This is a genomic window from Paenibacillus sp. FSL R7-0189, assembly GCF_037969925.1.
Classification (GTDB): Bacteria; Bacillota; Bacilli; order Paenibacillales; family Paenibacillaceae; genus Paenibacillus_AQ; species Paenibacillus_AQ odorifer.
Map to the genome: position 1 here is coordinate 6,419,678 of NZ_CP150223.1, position 21,245 is coordinate 6,440,922.

The window sequence follows — 21,245 nt, forward strand, 5'->3', positions numbered from 1 at the left end:
GCTTTGATAGTAACCAGTTTATCATATAACGACCAGAAATTTATAGAGGATTAGGGTCATCTTGAGCAATTCCGCGAATAGATTTATATCCTAATCATTTACTATCCATGATACAATAGCAAAATTGACTCTATACAAATTTTCTAACACGTGAGGTAAAAAAACTTATGAATGCACCAAATCTTTTACGAGGGTTTAACTTTTTGTATTTTGCTCTGCTGGCCATGTTTATTCCCTTTCTGCCAGTCTATCTAAGTGAACAAGGTCTAAGCCCATCACAAATCGGCTTCATTATTGGAACTGGTGGTTTTGTTACCATCATTGCTCAACCTTTATGGGGGATGATTAGTGATAAAACAAAAACCATCCGCAAAGTGCTGTTAGCTCTGCTGTTATGCTCAGCGGTGACCGGATACTTTTTGTTCGATTCCAGCAGTTATGCTGTTCTCATTCTTTTTGCTATGCTGCTGTATTTCTTCTTGATGCCCATTGATCCGCTGACAGAAAGCTTGAATTTCCGAGTCTCTGAGGCGGCTGGAATTAGCTATGGTTCTATCCGTACATATGGTGCGCTAGGTTATGGTGTAATGGCTTTGATTACTGGCTATGTGCTCGGCTTTTTCGGCTCTCATGGTATAGCTCTTCTGTTTGTTGCCATTTGCCTTATAAGCTTTATAGTAAGCTGGAACATGCCAGATGCCCCCGTCACAGGTAAACCGGTCACGCTGGATAGTCTCAAGCACTTTTTTGGCAACAAAAAGACATTGATGTTTCTGGTGCTCATATTTATTAGCTCTGTACCCGCACGAATGAACGATACATTTATTGGAGTTTATATTCGTGAGCTTGGTGGCAGTCCTCAATTGGTAGGCCAATCGTTTTTCCTCGCGGCAATAAGTGAAATCATTGTCTTTGCATTAAGCTTCTGGTGGTTGCGTAAAGGAAAAGAACTGATCATCATATCGATTTCCGGAGGCTTCTATTTCCTTCGTTTCTTTATTTCAGCTTGGATCACTGATCCACACTTATTAGCCTATTTGCAGATTCTACAAATTCTTACCTTCCCTGTGTTCTACTCGGCTGCTATTCAATACCTGTACAGTATTGTACCCGAGGAATGGCGTGCTACAGGCCAGACCGTACTTGCACTGTTGTTCTTCGGTGTATCAGGTATCCTGGCTTCTTATGCTGGCGGGGCATTATATGATGCCTTTGGGGGTAAAGCTCTTTACTTAACGATCTCCGCGATGTCGTTTGTCGGCATGCTGTTCGGATTGATACTGTATCTGATTTATCGAAAAAAAACGAATTAAGTGTACCAAAATAAACCGGGGTTGTCCCAGCCACTTTCTAAATGGCTATAGGACATCCCCGGTTTTTTCTATTAAAAAGTGCTAATTCACCATGGCATTCGCTCTAGCATTAATAGATTTTCAACATAGAATATCCTATCAAACGAAAAGGAGGTCGTTACTATGGCCATCGTATTACCGATTCAATATTTCAATTTAGCCCCTGTCATTGGTAAATCTTATTATGAAAACCTTGCAGGTGGTATTAACGCTGCTGTTACTGTGAACAATAACTCCAACTTCCCAGTAGATTTAGTAATCACTCGTGTGAATGCTCCAGTTATCACATACACGATTCCAGCGTTCAATAGCCTTACGCTTGCAGTTCATGCCCTTTTGGTAGCTGCACTCTTAAGCACTCCTGCTGGCACCACATTCGGAACTATTGAAATTTCAACATCAGATTTCTAATAGTGTAGTATTAAGCATCTCTAGCTGGAAGTTCAGCTAGGGATGCTTCTCTATGTGAATCTAGCTTAATCCTTCTATTGTATGCTGCTCCATAAGCTGCTTTAGCTTGGTTTCAGTATTCGAATCTCCCGCAGGAGTATAGATGCTGCACCGTAAATCGGCACTGCCATGAACCTGCAAAGAGGTAAGATGAAATAACATTTTCCCCGCCTTGGCATGTCTGAATTCTAGTAACACATCCGGGGCCGAACTAACCCGACTTTGCTCCCACATCTCATTAAAAGCCGGATGCAATTCTTTCAATTCCTCTATAAATTCATCATACCAATAATCCTCTACATACTGTCCGTAATACGCTCTGAAGATAGAAAGATAACCGCTGACGAACTGTTCCCAATTCACCGCTAAGCGTCTGAACTCCTTACGAACAAATAACAATCGGATCATATTCCGCTCTTCGATGGGCAGCTTTGAGAAATCAAGAAAAACATGCGCGGCAGCATCATTCCAACCGACGATCCCGCAACGTCTATCAGAAATTATCGTAGGACAATATTTGAGTTCCTGTAAAATTTTCTGCAGCGAAGGACTAATTACAGAAGATTCATCTTGCGGATAGGGTGTGGTGCCGGTTCCAGTTTCTAAAGCCAGTGCAAAAAGATACTTCCGCTCGTCTTTAGTCAGCCTAAGTGCAGTGGCAATACAGTCCAAAACAGATGACGAGACTTTTATATCTCTGCCTTGTTCAAGCCACGTATACCAGGTGCTGCTTACCCCTGCAAGCTGTGCAACCTCTTCCCTGCGGAGTCCTGGCGTCCTTCTGCGTGTGCCTTCCGGCAAGCCTACAGAGCTTGGTGAAATGGCCGCACGACGTGCTTTCAAAAAATCGGATAATGCTTGTAATCTTGTTTGATTAGCCATAAGCTACCTCCACTTTGGGATTCCTGTTCCTTTAGTATAGTACAAATTATACTAGGATAAACGATAACTTGTAATAGGATAAGTAAAATGAAAAAATACTAGTATACACTAGCTGAGGAGGTTCATTATGGAACGCGTAGTGATTACAGGCATGGGCTTAATCTCACCACTTGGGAATACAATCGGGCAATTTTGGGATCGGCTAATTTCTGGTGAGTCGGGTATATCCCCGATTACTTCATTTGATACAACAGGTTTTAAGACGAGGATTGCTGGCGAAGTACGTGATTTCGATGCCGAGGGCAGATTTGGCCGTAAAGAGGCACGCCGAATGGACAGATTCAGTCAGTTTGCCCTCGCAGCTACTGAAGAGGCTTGGAAACATTCTGGTCTCCAGCTTGATAAGATTGACAAGGAGAGACTTGGCGTTTATGTAGGATCTGGCGTTGGAGGAATTCAGACCTTGATGGATCAAGGTACGGTCCTGAAGGATCGTGGTCCTGATCGAGTTAGCCCTACCTTAATTCCCATGATGATCTCCAATATGGCTGCGGCAATGATCAGCATTAAATTTGGAGCTCTCGGCCCGACCATGTCTCCAGTAACAGCTTGTTCTATTGGCAATACTGCGATTGGCGAGGCTTTCCGTTTAATTCGTTATGGCGGTGCGGACATCGTTATAGCCGGGGGTTCTGAAGCTGCTATTACTGGCATCTCGCTGGCCAGCTTTGGGAATGCCACCTCTTTATCTACACGAAATGAGGAGCCTACGAAAGCGAGTCGTCCTTTCGATGGAGAACGGGATGGCTTTGTAATCGGTGAAGGCGGCGGCATAGTCATTCTAGAGTCACTCTCCCATGCTCAGCGTAGAAACGCCAAGATTCACGGCGAAGTGATCGGGTATGGTGCTAGCTCTGATGCTTATCATATGGTTGCCACTCATCCAGAGGGAATTGGTGCCTATCAAGCTATGAAGTTAGCGCTAAATGAAGCTAATCTCCAGCCTCACAATGTAGATGTAATCAGCGCACACGCGACAAGTACAGTAGTAGGAGACCACTCTGAAACACTAGCGATTAAAAAATTATTTGGCGAGCATGCGTACCACATCCCCGTAACCGCTAATAAGTCCATGACTGGACATGCTTTGGGGGCCGCTGGCGGCTTAGAAGCCATTGCGTTAGTTAAGAGTATCCAAGAAGGGATCATTCCTCCTACCATCAATCAGGACACGCCTGATTCCATCTGTGATTTGGATTACGTACCTAACAATGCACGAAAAGCTAATCTCGAAATAGGCATCTCCAATTCATTTGGCTTCGGCGGCCATAATGCTGTTATTGTGATCCGAAAGTTCGTAGACTAATCTTACATTATAAAAGGGGTTTCAACTTAGCCATTACACATGACTAGTTGAAACCCCTTCTGCTGTTAATCCTTTTAAACTATCTTATTCCGAAGGTGATACATGACTTCCCCAGATAGAGATCCCTTCATTAGAAACCGCGGTGAACGTCATAACATTACTGGCTGTAGCTTCATTCCACTCTTTCAGGAACACACCCTTATAAGTAGAACCACCTATCGTTAACTCTGCAGTATGATCGTCGATAAGCTTCCACTTGCCCTTTACTGCGCCTTTGATTTTACCACTCTTCGTCAATTGAATTAGCTCCGATTGCACGATATCTGCCGTAATTTCTTTATTATGATTCACATATTTGTATTCGCCTGCGATTTGCTCTTTCGTATATTTATCAATGCTCTCGCCGCCATAACGGTGTGGTGCGACCACCGGCCAGCCATCAGCGTTCATGAACATTTGATGTACTCTAACCTCATGCTTTTCACCACGATTCGGGAACCGTGTATGGAAGATCAAATAATACTTGCCAGTCTCTTCATCGTAAAATGCGGAGTTATGTCCTGGTGATACATATCCTTCCCCACTTACTGGGAGCTCATCGTCATTATTCAGGAATTCGAAATTCCCCATGAGTTTAACTCCGTAAGGAGCATAAGCAGGATCATCAAACAATACGCCAGCTGTGCCCTGTGAATGGATCATATCCTGGCCCTCAGAATCTTCAAAAGGTCCATCAGGTGTCTTCGAGCGAGCTACACGGATGTTATATCCGCCATCTGCAGCCAGACCTCCGTAGGATAAGAACAGATAGTAGTAATCCGTCTCAGGACTGTACAGCATATAGGGAGCTTCTATCCGCGCATGATTTGCGCCTAGAAGCTTTTTGCCATAACCTTGGTCTGGCAGTGGGAATCCTGTGCTTGTATCCAGTTCCATAATAAAAATACCACCAGAATAAGAACCATACACCATCCACAATCTGCCTTCTTTATCAAAGAACACATCCGGATCTACAACATTCGGCTTTTGTGTGGCATCATAAGTTTCTCCGTCATCCCCTGCGCCCACCATACCGGACTTCAGAAAGATCCCTTTGTTCTTATAAGGTCCTTCAATATGGTCTGACACGGCTATACCGAGTGCTGATAATGGGGAATCGCCTTTACAAGCGTTGTAATACATATAATATTTGTCATCCGCCAATTGAATGACATCCGGAGCCCATAAGGTGTCCGTCTTTCCCCAGGTTAAGGCCTCTTTTAATTCCTCTTTGACATTCGGGATGAGTACGTTTCCATCAACAACTCCAGAGGATAATTGAGTCCAGGACATCAGGTCGTCGGATTTAGCAGAAGCCAAATGAGAGCCAAACACATAGTACTTATTATCAGCCAAAATAATGGATGGATCATGTACAGAAACATTTTTAAAGACAGGCTGAACAGGCTCAGGTCCGCTGTTTGTGTTGCCAGAGTTAGCCGTGTCGTTGTTGCATGCGGTTACAGCTAATAATGAAACACTAAGTAAAGTAGTAATAATTATCTTCTTCATCGTTATACCCCCTATGTATGCCTTTTCATTTTGAGATGAAAACGATAAATAGTCAACCCTTTTATTTAATTAAGTTCGTATTAATTCATACTTATTTAAATAATAGTGAACATTTTAGAAAATAAAAAAAACGCTAAGCCAACTAGATGGCCTAACGTTTCCTCTTATTATTTAGTTAAAAAAATTGCTTACTTAGCGCCTTCTTGCACTAAAACAGGCTCTGGATAAGCGTTCTTAAGCACACGTTGTCTATTCTTAACAACTGTTGGTGGTTCCACCTTAGGAGCCATCGGATGCATTAGCCAAGATTTCACCATATGGGTATCCGAAACCTTATACATTGGAGGCTCTTTCTCCATATCGATTTGCATAGCATAGGTGCTGCGAAGTGCGAAGGCATCACCCTTAGGCGGTTTGATCAAATCTGGAGGTGTACCAGGAATCGCGGTAAGCAAAGAACCTTTGCTCTCAAGACTTGGCATGGATGCAAGTAATCCCCAAGTGTAAGGATGTCTTGGATCGTAGAAGATCTCTTCTGCAGTTCCCATTTCAACAATTTGTCCGGCATACATTACCGCTACACGATCCGCCATTCTTGCTACAACACCAAGATCATGGGTGATAAAAATAATCGCCGTATCAATCTTCTTCTGTAATTCCTTCATCAGGTCAAGAATCTGTGCCTGAATGGTTACGTCGAGCGCTGTAGTTGGCTCATCCGCAATCAGAAGCTTTGGGTTTGCTGCTAGTGCCATTGCGATAACGACACGTTGACGCATACCGCCACTGAACTCATGTGGATATTGATTGAAGCGGCGCTCTGGTGAAGGAATACCTACTAGCGTAAGCAGCTCAATCCCACGTTTATTTGCAGCTTCTTTGGAGATTTTCTCATGTTTGTGCAGTACTTCAGTAATTTGTCTGCCGACCTTCATCATCGGGTTCAAGGAAGTCATCGGATCCTGAAAAATCATACCGATCTCTTTACCACGAATCTTCTGCATTTGCTTTTCAGTCTTACCGATCAAATCTTGTCCATCAAATAAAATTTGTCCACGTTTATATTCTCCTGGCGGCGTTGGAACTAGCTTCATTACCGCTTGTGAAGTTACACTTTTACCGGAACCGGATTCCCCAACAATCGCTAGAGTTTCACCTTTATCTACATGGAAGCTAACACCACGGATCGCTTGTACTTCTCCACCGTGTGTTTTGAATGATATCGCTAGATCTTTTACCTCTAAAAGGCGCTCCATCTTGTCACCCTCTCATTTCCTCGTCAATTATGATAATGATTCTCACCAAGTTGTAAGCAATAAGTATTATTTTATCTAGTTCTAAGGGTTCTAGTCAAGATTTTTCTGAAAAAGATATGGCCAGCAGCAGCCTTATGTACTAGTTTTGTTTAATGCGAGCTCTATTCTTCACTAACAACCACAATATTGGCGGAAGCAGCAAAAGAACTAACAGTAGAGACCATCCGATATCTCCAAGGGATACCAAGTTGTCATTCAATAGTCGATAATACGCATAAAGAGAATAGGGAAGAACTACTAGTACTGCTGTAACTACCCCTGGTGCATATACCTTTAAATATATCGTCTGTCCTAGATGAGTAAATACATGTAAGAAAAATACCGCAAGCACTGCCAGGTACAATAAATAATTAGAAAAGAAAACTGCAATACAAGTTACCGTCACTATCAAAATATACACGAATAATACGTCCATTGCAAAATTACGTGTAGTCATTTGTAACATCGAATGATATGTCTTGCGCATAAACGAAGGAATTGCAGCCTCTAACCTGGTTCTATACTTTGCACCCCATGCTTCAATCGTTAATATTTCTTCAAAATCATGAAACATAAATAGGATCGGCAACAGCCACAGCAAACTTACGATATCTATATGTACACTTAGCCACTCAAACATGTGAATCCTCTCCCTTCTCCTACTCAGCCTCCTTACCTTCTTATGTTGTGATCTTGCTGAAAATGTCCTAACCCATGAAACGGTCCCAACCTTCCAGCAGATTATCATGTGCCCACTGGAAATGGCCTTGGCTATCGTATTTACGCGAATAACACTCAATGAAATAAATTAAATCGATATATAAGTCGTAGAGCTTTTTGCGTGCACATTCATTAGGGCTATCAAAGCTGTCCCCATAACCTCTACAGAAATACTCAGAATTCTCAATATAGCGAAAATAATATTCCATAAGGTGATCGCCCCATAACGCCCGTTCCCAATCGATTAAAGCAACAATGCTTCCCTCTCGTACAAACACATTCCCATCCCATAGATCCCAGTGAACTAAACGTGGCTCAGTCACCACATCCATCACATGTATACGGCTGTTGATCTCCGCCTCAATCGTTTCTAAAGGAATGGGCATCTTTGCATCTAATCGCCGAGCATCATCAAGGAGGTTGCCAATTAAATTTTGAAAGGTTTCCCGCCAAGAAGTCCCCTTTATCTTCGAGGATACATTAAATAATCCGAAATGATCCCCTTGAATCTCATTAATAATCCGGCTATAACGACCTAATTCTTCCTCAATACAACTTCTTTGCTGCGGACTAAGCTCTTCCTTAATTTCATTATAGGGCTGGCCGATTATTTTCTCCATGAAAAAAAAGTCACTAGATATTAAATTTCTGCTGTTATCATAAGCGTATACCTCAGGCACAGGTACCGTTCCTTTAGACTTCATTAGCTGTATTGCCGCAACCTCTGTAGCCATGATATCGTGCTCGTAACTTAGCGTGTCTGTCTCATCAGATGGCGATATCTTAAGAATCGTAGCCCTGCCATCTGACAATAGGAGGTCATAAGCTGCGTTGAAATAACCTCCCGTCAATTCCGTACTTTGAATGATTTTCACATGGCTTCCAAAAGCAGCACCCACCAGGATGTCCTGCTGCTTAACCGTCAATTTTGTTTTAGTCTGACTTTCCAAGACTTCACCACCATACAGAGTTAAGTAAATGCAAAAATCCAACCTTTTAAAAGCCCAGGATTTATTGTATTAGATACAAGAAATATAAACAATCCTTCTCCATTGGAATGAAAATTGTTAAAATTAGAAATAACACGTATCATTAGCTGCTTTTCATGAAAGAGAGGAAACTATTATTATGATCATAAAACCTAGAACACGTGGCTTTATATGTACAACCGCACATCCGCAAGGCTGCGCTCGTCAAGTCGAGCGGCAAATTGAGTATATTAAGGCACAACCCGAGATCAAAGGACCACAGAAGGTGCTAGTCATTGGCGCATCCACAGGCTACGGCCTCGCCTCACGGATTACAGCCGCCTTTGGGGCTGGAGCCAGCACAGTAGGCGTATATCGGCCGAGCAGCAGCAATGGAACCCGTACAGCCTCTGCTGGGTGGTACAATTCTGCAGCCTTCGAACAACTTGCGGAGTCTGCAGGCCTGCAATCCTACAGCGTTACCGGAGATGCATACTCCAAAGAGACCAAAGAAAAAACTATCCAGCTGATCCGCAGCGAATTAGGACAAGTCGATTTGGTCATCTACAGTGTTGCTTCTGGGCGCCGTACAGATCCGGAGACAGGTGAAGTATATAACTCTGTTCTCAAACCTATTGGCGACACCTTTACCAACAAAACTGTAAATTTTCACACCGGTGAGGTAAGTCAAATCTCCATTGAACCCGCGACCGATAAGGAAGTTCATGATACCGTACGGGTGATGGGCGGTGATGATTGGCAGCTATGGATAGAAGCACTCCAGCAAGCCGGAGTATTAGCAGATCACGCAACCACTATTGCTTATTCGTATATCGGATCAGAGCTTACTCAAGCGGTATATCGCCAGGGAACCATTGGACTTGCTAAAGACCATCTTGAAGCTACGGCGAGAACACTTAACGAAGCGTTATCTGTTACTCACGGTAGAGCTTATGTAGCGGTCACAAAAGGTCTTGTCACACAGTCCAGCTCGGCGATTCCTGTAGTGCCTCTCTATATTTCCGCCCTTTACAAAGTCATGAAAGAGCACAGTCTTCATGAAGGTTGTATTGAGCAGACCTATCGGTTGTTTGCTGAACATCTCTATGCAGCGAAAGGAACTCCTGTGGATGAAGAAGGCCGTATCCGTATAGATGATTGGGAATTGTCTCCGGCAGTCCAGCAAGAAGTTATCGAAATCTGGGACCAGCTTACTTCAGACAATATCTACGACCTAACGGATCTGCATAGCTATAAACAGGAATTCTTCCAGCTATTTGGCTTCGAGACTGAAGGTGTAGATTACGAAGCTGATACTGATCCAGACGTAACTGTTATAAATCTGCGCTAAAATTTATCGTGTTTTTGGATTATCTTCTGCCTGAGGATAAGGGTTGTTCGAGAGCATACATTTCCTCTTCCAGAGAAATCATCTTTTGCTCAATCACTTTTCGTGCATCTGCCAACGCTTGATTGTAAATATAAGGCGAAAGTTCTTTGAGCATAAAATCGAGAAGGTTCTCGCTGGCTAATTGACCAATTTCGTTAGACAGCTCTGTATCAAAATATTCTTGAATACTGGCTGTAATCTGAAGCTTATGTTCTCTCGGTATTTTTAACGGCTGCATGGTAATCCTCCAATCTAATTAGATATAGGAAAATGACGTGCTTTCGCACGTCATTTTTCACACCTATAACCTTCATTCACTGCTGCCTTTGAAACGGTTCCAACCCTCAGTCAAGTTATCGTGCGTCCAACGGACATAACCTTCGTCTGCATATTTGCGTGAATAACATTCAATAGCAAGAATAAGATCAAGATAAAGATCATAAAGCTTCTTCCGCTGAATCTCGTTTGGACTGTCGTAGGTTGTTCCGTACCCCTTATAGAAACTGGCAGAATTCTCAAAATGCCTAAAATAATACTCCATCAGCACATCGCCCCACAGGGCTCTCTCCCAGTCAATCAGCGATACGATGACTCCATCCCTTCACAAATACATTCCCATTCCATAAATCCCAATGCACCAGTCGTGGCTCGGTTACAGCATCTAATGCAGGGAGATACTTGGAAACCTCCTGCATAATCTCTTCATAGGACGCAGGGAGCTGTGCATTCAGCCTCTTGGCATCAGCAAGTACACTTTCCATCAGGCATGAAAAGGTCTCTCTCCACGAGGCTCTTGGCTCCTCTGAATCCGTTCCAAAAATGCCAAAACGTTCTCCGCGTATCTCATTGATTATGCAATTGTAACGCCCCAGCTCAGTTTCGATAGCATCTCTCTCCGGAAGTGAAAGACTCTCCTTCACATCACTGTAGGGCTGGCCCTCCACCTTCTCCATAAAGAAATACGGAATAGGAATGAGCTGCAGACTTTCATCATAATGGTAGACGGCAGGCACGGGCACGACACCCTTATCTGCAACCATTCGGAGAGCTTCCACTTCAGTTCGCATAATGTTCTTCTCGTAACTTAACGTATCTGTCTCAACAGCAGGGGCAACCTTTAGAATGACAGATTTCCCAGTGCTAAGTTCCAAATCATAGGCTGTATTAAAAAAGCCTCCGGTAAGTTCTGAACTAAGGTTAACCGCAGTTTCTGAACCGAAAACCGCTTTCACCAAAATATCCAGCTGTTCATCATTTAATTTAACTTTCGTGAAGCTCTCCATTTCGTTTAAACCCACCACATTTCTGTCAGTGGCTCCTCAATCAATACTTGTTGAAGATTACTTACAGCTTTAGAGAAACCTTCTTCAATAGACATCAGCCCATCTTCATGCTCGATACTAACCACATAGTCATACCCAACCAAACGAAGTGCACTAATAATGTCAGCCCAAGTCTTAAGATCATGTCCAAAACCGACAGAACGGAACTGCCAAGCACGGTCAAGCATCTTGGTATACGACTGCATATCAGTTAATCCGTGCATGTTGACATTCACAGGATCAATAACGGTATCCTTCGCATGGAAGTGATGGATTGCACCTTGGCGTCCCAAAATATGAATCGCTTGCACAGGATCAATTCCTTGCCACCACATGTGACTCGGATCAAGGTTCGCACCGATCACTTCACCTGCTGCTTCTCTCAGCCGCAGCAAAGTACCTGGTGTGTGTACAGAGAATCCGCCATGCAGCTCAAGACCTACCTTTACATCGTGCTGAGCGGCAAAGGCACCCCATTCTTTCCAATAAGGAATAACCTTGTTCTCCCATTGCCAGTCCAGAATTTCTTGATAATCATTGGGCCATGGAGCTACAGGCCAGTTCGGATATTTAGCACCCTCATGATCTCCAGGACATCCAGAGAAGGTATTCACAACCGGAACCCCTAGCTTCTGCGCCAATTTGACCGAGTTTACGAAATCCTCATGATCCTTTTGAGCAAGTTCTTTTTGCGGGTGCAATGGGTTACCGTGGCAGCTCAAAGCACTGATTGTAAGTCCGCGAGATTCCACAGCATGTTTGAATTCTTGTAAGGCTGTTTCATTCTCCAGCAGCATTTTAGGGTCGCAGTGGCTGTTGCCAGGATTGCCTCCCGTACCGATTTCTACCGCCTTTAGCCCTTTGGATACTACATAATCAAGAGCATCCTCCAGCTTACGACCTCCAAACAAGACCATAAATACTCCAAGTTTCATTGTAGGCCACCTCCTCTTGGAAATAGTTTACTTATTATTTACCGTAGATATCAAAATTCTTCACCACTTGATTACTCTCAGCAGCTTCAAAAATAACTTCAATCAAATTCTGTACCCGCATAACCTCAGCGTTCTTAACGATAGGTTCTGCAGTACCCTCAATGACAGCAGCGAAATTATCATAAAAGCTAGAGCTTAACTCCGACGGCTGAGGTAATTCCTCAGTGATCGTTGCCCCCTCCGATGGAGGTGCCATAGTTTTAGTTAGTCCTACACCTGCACGAATCGGCTTCGGTTCGATTTTTTCACCTGCGTTATTTCTTGTCACCAATCTTCCGGTTAATGACCAGTCTTCAATAATTCCAGTGCCTTCGATACCCTTCACATACCATCTTGGCAATGTAATAAAGTTAGTCGTCCCAACCTCTACGATCGCTTTAATTCCATTCTCAAATTGCAGAATAGCTTCAAAGCCGTCATCGACATCGTTTCCTAAAATAAAGCTTAGACTACTGCTCACACTGGTGATTTTGCTATCAATCATGAATAATAGCTGGTCCAATAAGTGAACGCCCCAATCCAGCAGCATCCCTCCGCCTTGTGCCTTAACATGACGCCAGTCTCCAGGAATTCCGTTCGCTCCATGCACGCGGGATTCGATCTGGAATAGGGATCCAATCGTCTCCTCATCGTACATTTTTTTGATGGTTAAAAAATCTTCATCCCAACGTCTGTTCTGATGCACCATAAACACACGTCCAGCTTCATCAGCGGCTGCCAGTATTTCTTGAAATTCAACCTTCGATAGAGTAACTGGCTTCTCACAAATGACATGTTTGCCAGCTTGTAATGCACGAATCGCAATTTCTTTGTGCACATCGTTCGGTGTGGCAATTAGAATAATTTCGACCGAAGAATCTGCCAATACTTCTTCATAACTTTGGTACGCCTTGTAGCCAGCGTCGTTGGAATTGGTACGACGTGCTTCAAGCACATCGTACGTTCCAACTACGATTAAGGTAGAGGTCTCTTTTATCAATCCTGCGTGATAACTTCCCATTCCTCCAAAACCAACAATGACTACAGAATGTCTGTTTGAACTCATGAACTTCACACCTGCTTCTCGTTTAGTTATCTGATGTTCCGTCAAAATACACAGCACGACCTGTACGGGAAGATTCGTAAATAGCCTCCAAAATTTGGGTAACGACAAGGGCTTGTTCAGGTTTAACTACTGGTTCTTTATCTTCCCTAACTGCCTCAAGCCACAAGCGAGCTTCACGATCGGATTCACTCTCTTGTCCTCCGTTAAAGAAAGCTACTCCCCCTGCGGACAAGTCAATTTTAGTCTCGTATAGACGGCCACCACGGTCACCATTTAAGCGTAACCCGTCCTTCATATCTGCGCCACCCTCTGTACCTGCTAGGAGCGTCTTCGCTTCTCCAAATTCAGATACATTAAGAGCCCAGCTTGATTCCAGTACAATTGTAGCACCATTTTCCATGGTAATAAATCCAAATGCTGAATCTTCTACTTTAAATTGTTCAGGGTCCCATGGACCAAAGGCATTTCCGCCGTTTTTACGGTTACCTAGCTTATGAAAAGTCGAGCCCATAACACTACGCGGTTTATAATTGTCCATCATCCATAATGTTAGATCAAGCGCATGCGTACCGATATCGATCAGTGGACCGCCGCCTTGCTTTTCTTCATCCAGGAATACACCCCATGTAGGAACCGCGCGACGACGAACGGCAATCGCTTTTGCATAATAGATCTCACCAAGCTCACCGTTTTCGCAAACGTCTTTAAGATATTCACTATCCGCACGATAACGGTTTTGATAAGCTACAGACAATTTCATGCCAGTGCGTTTGGCAGCCTCTAACATTTCCTGTGCTTGAGCTGTAGTCTTCGCCATAGGCTTCTCACACATTACATGATTGCCAGCTTCCAATGCTGCGATTGTGATCACGGAGTGACTGTCATTCGGTGTACATACATGCACGATATCGAATCCTCCGGCTTTCAAAAGCTCTTGATAATCTGTATATACAGCCGCGCCTTCAGCACCATAGGTTTTTGCTGCTTCCTGTGCACGTTCTTCGACGATATCACAGAAGGCTACCATTTCAGCATCTGCTTGACGTGACAAACTTGGCATATGTTTTCCATTAGCAATTCCACCGCAACCGACAATAGCAATTCTCAACTTTTTAGACATGAACATTTCCCCCTTGATTAGCGTATGCTTTTACCCATTTCAAACTATCTTCTACACTTTCTAATGGTGAACGGCTGCAATAATCCTGCTCCACTACCGCCCACTCTACCTTTGCCTGTACAGCCGCATCAAGAATTGCTGTAAGGTTTACTTCTCCTTCACCTAGAACAACCGTTTCCGGTGAACCATCCTCATGTTTCTTCAAATCTTTCAGATGGATGATCGGCAAGCGACCAGCGTATTTGTTGATATATTCTACGGCATCATAACCTGCGTGATGTACCCAGCATGTATCCATTTCAACTTGCAGCAAATCAGCTGGCACCTCTTCAAACAAACCGTCAAACGCTGTACGGTCACCATATCGATCAGTTAACTCAAAGTCATGATTATGGTACAAAAGAACCGCTCCAAGCGCCTTGCACTTTTCTCCAATGATCTTCAGATTCGCAGCAACTTCTTCATAGTTACGTTGTTCTTCTGACAGATACGGCACAATCAGATTATGATTTCCAATCTCTAGGTTGTACGCAATCTCTGCCTCTGTATCATTTAACAACGCGTCATAGGGACGGTGTGCGCCCAGCGCAACTAATCCTAGTTCATCAAGCAGTTGTTTGACTTCTGCTGCGCTACGGCCGAAGTAATGGAAAAACTCCACGCCTTTATAACCAAGGGCTGCCACTTTACGCAGTGTCCCTTCAAAATCCTGTTCCAGTTCTTCTCTGAGCGTATACAATTGCAGGCCTATCTTCAGCATTTTCGAATCACTCCAATTGGATTTAAAGTTAGCTTTCTGTAGTGATAATCACTTGAACAATAATGCTGTAACAGAATTGACTAATCTGATTCTCATCAGTTTCCTTAAACTGTCATTCTTGTAAGCACAGCTAATACCGACTGTTTCTAGCGTTGATGGTCGATTTCTTTCTTTATTGCTTAGCTACATAGTAATATGAAAGCGTATATATTAAAATGAAGAATATGATTAAAACATGAACAATCTGCTTATCATTTCAATACACCTAGGAGGACCTATGACTCATTCTGCTACCTGTCACGTATTATCAGCCGGATTTTCTTTTCATCGCAAGCCTTTTCATATGTCTCAAAGTCAAGGGAACCAGAACTTTCTTATACGTCTGCAAACGGAAGGAAGAAGCCGTGCATTGATCGATGGTGTGATGTCACCTGTGGAAAGCGGGGATATTATGTTATTCGCTCCAAATGATCCTTACTATTTGATCATAGATAAAGAAGAGTACCCTGTAGGCAAGCCACGAATTGAAAGCGGAGATTATCATATTTTTTGCGGGGGAACATGGATTGATGAATGGTGGCAACGTTCACAAAGACCCACTCGCCTAAGTGTGCCGCTTAGTGAGAATTTTCTTGGCTTGTTTCGCCAGTTAATTCTGGAGCACCGTCGACTTTCCGACTTCTCTCCAGAAATATCTGCCTGCTATCTGCAAATTCTATGTATGGAAATCGACCGGCTAATTACAGACCAGCCAGCAATTACTCCAAAAGGTTATTTGGCATACCGAATGAAGCAATATGTTGAGGAGCACGCAACCGTACCCTTTCTATTGGAGGATGTAGCAGGTTTTGTGGGTATATCCGTCTCGCGAGCCGTTCATTTATTTAAAGAAGCCTTTGGGACCAGTATTATTAAATATGTAAACGATGTCCGACTGGAAATGGCCAGAGAACGGATAACCTTCAGTCCCATGCCGCTGGAGCAAGTAGCAGAAACTTGTGGTTTTGCGAACTATACCTATTTTCACCGCGTCTTCCGAAGCCGTTTTGGTATGTCACCAAGAGAATATCGTGTGCACAGCAGAGAACAGGTGTAAATGAAGAAACATGAGAATGAAATTATTCTTTTACAGCCGAAATGATCAGGAACATCGGTCTACGCTCCTCATCCTTCATCCATGGATCATTACTCATTTCTTCTGAAGGCTTTGGTTCTTTAACCGCTTTAATAGTAAAGCCAGCTTCAATCAGGTCATTAAAGTAGGTGGAAATCGTGCGATGGTATTTAATCACATTTTCTGTTAAGAATTTAGTTTCACGAAGTCCTTCTGATTGATAATGATCTACGGGCCAATGCAGGCGGTTACCTTGTTCATCGGTATACCAGTCTTGCTCTTCCCGTGAAGTAAAGATAGGATGCTCCACTGAAAAAATAAAACTCCCACCAGGCTTAAGAAACGCATGGACTTTGCGGCAGATGGCTGTAAAAGATTCAATATAGTGGAAAGCCAATGAACTGAGGACCACATCAAATTGCTCGCTCGTAAAATCAATGTCCTCAATCGGCAGCTGGATATAAGTTATAGCAGGATCGTTCGTTTTTTCACGCGCCTGTTGCAGCATTTTTTCAGAGATATCCACACCTATAACTGAACTCGCCTGCTGCTCACGGGCATATAGGCAATGCCAGCCGAAGCCGCAGCCTAGATCAAGCACACTTTTATTATGTAAGTCTGGAAGAAGCGCCTTTAATACATGCCATTCTCCTGCTGCTGCAAGCCCTCCGATAGATCGAGGCATTTGTTGGTAAGCTGAGAAGAAATTCGAATCGTCATATTTATTTTGTTTCATCTGGGATACATCTCCTATATATTATTTCTTCAATTACTATACGCTGAGCGACGTCCTCTTATCAAATAGCCAATAAAAAAGGAGCATCATCTTGGAAGATCTGCCCCTTATATCTATTCTTATTCAATTGTTCCTGCTTGCTTGGTGTTAACCGTACATGCTGTGAAATGGCTCCATAATCACTATTCGATCTACGACTTTGTGCTGCGCACCAGGCTCCGGAGCGCTCTGCCTTACGCAAGGCTTTTTGTGTCTTGGTTCGTGCCATGTGACACCACTCTCCTATTCATGGGTGAATGATTATTGATCTTACATCTATAAGACAACTTCATTTTAACATATTCCAGACTATGAGCGAAGCAAGAATTCCGTTACACTTAGAGCAAAGCTAGTATTCTATCTTATCTAAATAGATGCGGAGGTTTAAAGGATGAATTACCAGGTTTTGTATGAAGGTGCTTTTGCTATGTTAAAGGTCCAACTAAATCCCGGTGAAAGCGTAAAGGCTGAAATGGGCGCAATGGTCGCGATGTCACCTAACGTAGAATTAAAAGGAACCGTGGATGGTGGTTTAATGCGCGGTCTCGGGAGAATGCTGAGCGGTGAGAAATTCTTCTTTCAAGAACTTAGAGCGACCCGTGGTCAAAGTGAGGTATTGCTGTCACCTGGCTCACTCGGCGATATTCAGGCGATAGAATTAGACGGATCGTATAAACTGTTAGTTCAAAAAGACGGATTTCTCGCCGGAACTGAAGGCATTCAAGTAAATACCAAAATGCAGAATTTAACCAGAGGGCTCTTCTCCGGTGAAGGCTTCTTCATTGTAGAAATCAGTGGCAGAGGAACGGTGTTCCTGTCTTCCTTCGGTGCTATCCATGCGATTAATTTAGGACCTGGTGAAGAAATGATTATCGATAACGGACACCTCGTAGCATGGCCAGATTATATGGACTATAAGGTAGAAAAGGCAGCCTCTGGCTGGCTAAACAGCATAACCAGTGGTGAAGCACTTGTCTGCCGCTTCCGTGGAGAAGGTGTAATTCTCGTTCAGAGCCGTAACCCTGGCAGCTTCGGAACGTGGATCAAATCCTTTGTACCTACTCGAAGCTAGACTTCCAAAAACGCAGTAATCAAAAAAGACACAGGCTTGGAGAAAGCCTGTGTCTTTAGGTTAGAAAGCGATCTTAGGAGACTGCTTTATCTGCTTCTGCTTTTGCTTTTTTGCAGCCTGTACGTTTACATGTTCCATAAGTACCCTTGAAATCAAGGCGGTGATCCGTGACGTTAAAGCCATATTCACGTTCCACTCTTCTCTCCAGCTCCACAAGCCAGTCGTCCTTAATTTCCTCCAACCGACCGCATACGCTGCATATCAAATGATGATGCATATGCGAATGATCGTTCCCGCGCAAATCGTAACGGGCAACTCCGTCTCCGAAGTTCATCTTCTCTACAATGTGTAGCTCACATAAAAGCTCAAGTGTACGGTATACCGTTGCCAGGCCCAGATGTGGATAGCTGTTCTTAACAAGCATATATACTTCTTCTACGCTTAGATGATCCTTCTCATTGTCGAGCAGAACGTTCACTATAGCTTCACGCTGAGGCGTTAATTTATATTTTTGCGCCGCAAACAATTGACTGATATTTGATATTTGATCCATTTGGTCTCCTACCTTCCCGGAACGATTTAACATCCGTACCCTCTGAGACGCTCCTATTTATGCAGTTTGGACAATACATAAATAGTAATCGTTACGATATAATCATAACAAAATTAACCACGAATGAAAAGAGCCTGACATCATTATATCATTTCATGCCACTTATCCAAAGTACTACACCCCAATCTGGCCCATATTTCTATTAAAATCTACTTTTTCGTGAAATAATACAGATTAGACCGCAACCTTTCCATAATTTACAACGTTAAAGGAGTGACAAAGGCTAAGGAGCCTATCCATACAACGAGGTGAAAAGACATGAACATGAAAAAAAGCACACTAGCAGCGATCACAACCGTAGCCATTTTCTCCTTTTCTTTGGGTGGTCAGATGTTTGCAGCTGGGAACACCTTTAAGGATATTGATAACATAAACGGCAAAGAAAAAATCATTTCTTTAAAAAATCAAGGGTTAATTAAAGGTGTCAGCGAATCTCAATTTCTCCCTGGCTCTAAGGTAACTACAGCCCAAGGGATTCAGTTTATCTCCGGCGGTCTCCAGCTTAGCCTCGCGGCCATTGATTTTAACAAAGCTCCTGTTGCCAGCGGCTTGTTCACAAAAGTAAAAGACAAAGCCTGGTACGCTGAAGCCTTTATCAATGCTTATTACAATGAAGTTAAGCTTCCTAAAGACATTGATCCTAACCTCATTATGACCAAAGAGCAATTCACTAACTATCTAGTGCAAGCGATCGAAGGCGTTGGCAATCTGCCGATGATCAATATCGTTCCAGTAGATATCGCTGATGAAGCTTCTCTGACTCCTGCGTATCAAGGCAGTATTCAGCGCTCCCTGAAATACAAGATCAATAGCCTGGATGCTAACGGAAAGTTTAATCCAAAAAGCGAACTCACCCGCACCGAAGCAGCGATTATGCTCTACAACGCTTTGGAATTTCTGAAAACTGGAGTATAAGCCAAATTTCAGATACTCTTCTCATTTGAATAATCTACACATGAAAAAGCAGCTCCGGATGATTCCCGAGCCGCTTTTTCGTGTATATTGTCTTTCTACTCTTCTTCACCATTCAGTCTGTTCAGAAATTGCAGAGCCCGGGGATTCTTCGGATGCTCCAGCACTTCTTGCGGAGTCCCTTGCTCTAAGATATGACCACCATCCATCAAAATGATCCGGTCCGCTACATCGGCGGCAAATTTCATCTCGTGGGTCACAATCACCATAGTCATACCTTCTGCCGCTAATTGTTTGATAACCTTAAGCACTTCCCCTACCAGCTCAGGATCGAGCGCCGAAGTGGGCTCATCAAACAATAACACTTCTGGATCTACTGCCATAGCCCGGGCGATGGCCACTCTCTGCTGCTGTCCACCTGACAGCTGATGTGGATAGTTATCAGCTTTATCTGCCAAACCCACCTTAGCCAGCAGCTGAAGCCCCCGCTTGCGCGCTTCTTCCTTGGATCGTTTCAGGACAGTTACCTGTCCCTCCATCACATTGCCAAGCGCAGTCATATGCGGAAATAAATTATACGATTGAAAGACCATCCCTGTTTTCTGACGAAGGGCCAATACGGAATTCTGAGGAATTTTCTTATGATCTGTAAAATTGATGGTGATATCACTGAGCGACAGGCTGCCTTGATCCGGGATTTCCAACAGATTAAAACAGCGCAGCAGTGTAGTCTTCCCGGAGCCAGATGGCCCAATAATGACAAGTACCTTTCCATGCTCCATTTTCAGATCAATACCCTTTAACACTTGGAGTGCGCCGAAGGATTTATGCAAATTAATGATTTCAATCACAAGTATCTCTCCTTTAGGTCGCAGAGTAACGATCGAGTCGTTTCTCCAAGTAATTTTGCAGCGCCGACAGCACAGAACAGAACACTAAATAAAACAATCCTGCTTCGGAGTATACCAGCAGAGGCTCATAAGTGGTAGAGGCTACCTGCTGTGCGGTTCTAAACATCTCCGTATAGGTGATGATCGCTGCAAGCGAAGTATCTTTAACCAAGCTAATAAAGGAATTGGATAACGGCGGTACAGAAACGCGCGCAGCTTGTGGCAGAATTACGCGGCGCAGAGCCTGCCCACGAGTCATCCCGACTGAGAAGGCAGCTTCCCATTGGCCTTTATGTATCGACAGGATAGCAGCGCGTACGATTTCCGATGAATAAGCCCCTACGCTAAGAGTAAATCCAATGGTGGCGGCAATGAAGGGGTCGAGTACAATACCAACAGCCGGCAAACCATAAAATATAATAAATAGCTGCACTAACAATGGGGTTCCTCGAATAACCCACACATAAAAACGGGCGATTAGCTTCGGAATTACCCACGGTGAAAGACGTGCCAGCGCGGTTAGGATCGCCAAAATCAATCCAAGCACAAAGGAAAGTAGCGCCAACGGAATGGTAAAAGCCACCCCGGCTTTTAGCAGGGGTAGCAGTGTGTCTAAGAAAATTTGTATTTTGCGGTCATCCATTATTCAGACA

The 21,245-nt window shown here is 43.6% G+C and carries 24 protein-coding genes; 7 read left to right on the forward strand and 17 right to left on the reverse strand.

Annotation, left to right across the window (positions count from 1 at the left end; all coding sequences use genetic code 11):
• Window positions 1–167 precede the first annotated feature (167 nt).
• Window positions 168–1,313 (forward strand): MFS transporter, encoded by a 1,146-nt coding sequence (locus tag MKY63_RS28265; protein WP_076179028.1) that lies wholly within the window; start codon window positions 168–170, stop codon window positions 1,311–1,313.
• Between the two features lie 162 nt (window positions 1,314–1,475).
• Window positions 1,476–1,763, forward strand: coding sequence for a hypothetical protein (locus tag MKY63_RS28270; RefSeq protein ID WP_036686338.1), 288 nt, complete (start codon window positions 1,476–1,478; stop codon window positions 1,761–1,763).
• A gap of 60 nt (window positions 1,764–1,823) precedes the next feature.
• On the opposite strand, the gene MKY63_RS28275 is transcribed toward MKY63_RS28270, so the two are convergent.
• Complete coding sequence (locus MKY63_RS28275; protein WP_076141497.1) at window positions 1,824–2,684, reverse strand: helix-turn-helix transcriptional regulator; 861 nt, start codon at window positions 2,682–2,684, stop codon at window positions 1,824–1,826.
• 127 nt (window positions 2,685–2,811) lie between these two features.
• Between MKY63_RS28275 and fabF the strand changes: the two genes are divergently transcribed.
• On the forward strand, window positions 2,812–4,050 hold the full coding sequence (gene fabF, locus MKY63_RS28280) for a beta-ketoacyl-ACP synthase II (protein ID WP_036686335.1): 1,239 nt from the start codon (window positions 2,812–2,814) through the stop codon (window positions 4,048–4,050).
• Window positions 4,051–4,134: 84 nt separating this feature from the next.
• Here fabF and MKY63_RS28285 read toward each other — a convergent pair whose 3' ends face one another.
• The 4 genes from MKY63_RS28285 to MKY63_RS28300 form a co-directional block, all read right to left on the reverse strand.
• Window positions 4,135–5,601: a family 43 glycosylhydrolase gene (locus MKY63_RS28285; protein WP_339810693.1), complete on the reverse strand. Its 1,467-nt coding sequence runs from the start codon at window positions 5,599–5,601 to the stop codon at window positions 4,135–4,137.
• A 188-nt stretch (window positions 5,602–5,789) separates the two neighbouring features.
• On the reverse strand, window positions 5,790–6,857 hold the full coding sequence (locus tag MKY63_RS28290; protein ID WP_036686331.1) for an ABC transporter ATP-binding protein: 1,068 nt from the start codon (window positions 6,855–6,857) through the stop codon (window positions 5,790–5,792).
• A gap of 139 nt (window positions 6,858–6,996) precedes the next feature.
• Window positions 6,997–7,536, reverse strand: coding sequence for an HXXEE domain-containing protein (locus MKY63_RS28295; protein WP_076179024.1), 540 nt, complete (start codon window positions 7,534–7,536; stop codon window positions 6,997–6,999).
• A 67-nt stretch (window positions 7,537–7,603) separates the two neighbouring features.
• Window positions 7,604–8,566 (reverse strand): aminoglycoside phosphotransferase family protein, encoded by a 963-nt coding sequence (locus tag MKY63_RS28300; RefSeq protein WP_076105023.1) that lies wholly within the window; start codon window positions 8,564–8,566, stop codon window positions 7,604–7,606.
• Window positions 8,567–8,744: 178 nt separating this feature from the next.
• Between MKY63_RS28300 and fabV the strand changes: the two genes are divergently transcribed.
• The gene (gene fabV / locus MKY63_RS28305) at window positions 8,745–9,935 is read left to right on the forward strand and encodes an enoyl-ACP reductase FabV (RefSeq protein ID WP_036686328.1); all 1,191 of its coding nucleotides are present in this window, start codon (window positions 8,745–8,747) and stop codon (window positions 9,933–9,935) included.
• Between the two features lie 19 nt (window positions 9,936–9,954).
• On the opposite strand, the gene MKY63_RS28310 is transcribed toward fabV, so the two are convergent.
• The 7 genes from MKY63_RS28310 to MKY63_RS28340 all read right to left on the reverse strand — a co-directional run bounded on the left by MKY63_RS28310 (window position 9,955) and on the right by MKY63_RS28340 (window position 15,216).
• The gene (locus MKY63_RS28310) at window positions 9,955–10,212 is read right to left on the reverse strand and encodes a DUF2164 domain-containing protein (RefSeq protein ID WP_076105022.1); all 258 of its coding nucleotides are present in this window, start codon (window positions 10,210–10,212) and stop codon (window positions 9,955–9,957) included.
• Window positions 10,213–10,284: 72 nt separating this feature from the next.
• Window positions 10,285–10,515: a hypothetical protein gene (locus MKY63_RS28315; protein WP_339810696.1), complete on the reverse strand. Its 231-nt coding sequence runs from the start codon at window positions 10,513–10,515 to the stop codon at window positions 10,285–10,287.
• A gap of 31 nt (window positions 10,516–10,546) precedes the next feature.
• Window positions 10,547–11,275 carry an aminoglycoside phosphotransferase family protein gene (locus MKY63_RS28320; protein WP_339810698.1) on the reverse strand — a complete coding sequence of 243 codons (729 nt, stop codon included), beginning with the start codon at window positions 11,273–11,275 and terminating at the stop codon, window positions 10,547–10,549.
• The gene (locus MKY63_RS28325) at window positions 11,263–12,231 is read right to left on the reverse strand and encodes a sugar phosphate isomerase/epimerase (RefSeq protein WP_076101695.1); all 969 of its coding nucleotides are present in this window, start codon (window positions 12,229–12,231) and stop codon (window positions 11,263–11,265) included. The genes MKY63_RS28320 and MKY63_RS28325 overlap by 13 nt, the downstream gene beginning before the upstream one ends.
• Before the next feature lie 34 nt (window positions 12,232–12,265).
• On the reverse strand, window positions 12,266–13,336 hold the full coding sequence (locus MKY63_RS28330) for a Gfo/Idh/MocA family oxidoreductase (protein ID WP_038570443.1): 1,071 nt from the start codon (window positions 13,334–13,336) through the stop codon (window positions 12,266–12,268).
• 22 nt (window positions 13,337–13,358) lie between these two features.
• A complete protein-coding gene (locus tag MKY63_RS28335) occupies window positions 13,359–14,456 on the reverse strand; it encodes a Gfo/Idh/MocA family oxidoreductase (RefSeq protein ID WP_036686323.1) in 1,098 nt (365 codons plus the stop codon).
• The gene (locus MKY63_RS28340; RefSeq protein WP_339810703.1) at window positions 14,449–15,216 is read right to left on the reverse strand and encodes a sugar phosphate isomerase/epimerase; all 768 of its coding nucleotides are present in this window, start codon (window positions 15,214–15,216) and stop codon (window positions 14,449–14,451) included. The genes MKY63_RS28335 and MKY63_RS28340 overlap by 8 nt, the downstream gene beginning before the upstream one ends.
• A gap of 277 nt (window positions 15,217–15,493) precedes the next feature.
• Between MKY63_RS28340 and MKY63_RS28345 the strand changes: the two genes are divergently transcribed.
• Window positions 15,494–16,312, forward strand: coding sequence for an AraC family transcriptional regulator (locus MKY63_RS28345; protein WP_036686319.1), 819 nt, complete (start codon window positions 15,494–15,496; stop codon window positions 16,310–16,312).
• Between the two features lie 22 nt (window positions 16,313–16,334).
• Here MKY63_RS28345 and MKY63_RS28350 read toward each other — a convergent pair whose 3' ends face one another.
• Window positions 16,335–17,066, reverse strand: coding sequence for a class I SAM-dependent methyltransferase (locus MKY63_RS28350; RefSeq protein WP_076275543.1), 732 nt, complete (start codon window positions 17,064–17,066; stop codon window positions 16,335–16,337).
• A 61-nt stretch (window positions 17,067–17,127) separates the two neighbouring features.
• The gene (locus tag MKY63_RS28355) at window positions 17,128–17,334 is read right to left on the reverse strand and encodes a hypothetical protein (RefSeq protein ID WP_036686317.1); all 207 of its coding nucleotides are present in this window, start codon (window positions 17,332–17,334) and stop codon (window positions 17,128–17,130) included.
• 162 nt (window positions 17,335–17,496) lie between these two features.
• Here MKY63_RS28355 and MKY63_RS28360 point away from each other — a divergent pair, with 162 nt between their 5' ends.
• The gene (locus MKY63_RS28360) at window positions 17,497–18,177 is read left to right on the forward strand and encodes a TIGR00266 family protein (protein WP_036686316.1); all 681 of its coding nucleotides are present in this window, start codon (window positions 17,497–17,499) and stop codon (window positions 18,175–18,177) included.
• A 73-nt stretch (window positions 18,178–18,250) separates the two neighbouring features.
• Here MKY63_RS28360 and MKY63_RS28365 read toward each other — a convergent pair whose 3' ends face one another.
• The gene (locus tag MKY63_RS28365) at window positions 18,251–18,730 is read right to left on the reverse strand and encodes a transcriptional repressor (RefSeq protein WP_036686314.1); all 480 of its coding nucleotides are present in this window, start codon (window positions 18,728–18,730) and stop codon (window positions 18,251–18,253) included.
• A gap of 318 nt (window positions 18,731–19,048) precedes the next feature.
• On the opposite strand from MKY63_RS28365, the gene MKY63_RS28370 reads away from it, so the two are divergent.
• Window positions 19,049–19,705: an S-layer homology domain-containing protein gene (locus tag MKY63_RS28370; protein ID WP_339810705.1), complete on the forward strand. Its 657-nt coding sequence runs from the start codon at window positions 19,049–19,051 to the stop codon at window positions 19,703–19,705.
• A 95-nt stretch (window positions 19,706–19,800) separates the two neighbouring features.
• Here MKY63_RS28370 and MKY63_RS28375 read toward each other — a convergent pair whose 3' ends face one another.
• On the reverse strand, window positions 19,801–20,553 hold the full coding sequence (locus MKY63_RS28375; RefSeq protein WP_036686311.1) for an amino acid ABC transporter ATP-binding protein: 753 nt from the start codon (window positions 20,551–20,553) through the stop codon (window positions 19,801–19,803).
• A gap of 13 nt (window positions 20,554–20,566) precedes the next feature.
• Window positions 20,567–21,235, reverse strand: a complete 669-nt coding sequence (locus MKY63_RS28380) for an amino acid ABC transporter permease (RefSeq protein WP_036686309.1) — start codon at window positions 21,233–21,235, stop codon at window positions 20,567–20,569.
• Window positions 21,236–21,245 lie beyond the last annotated feature (10 nt).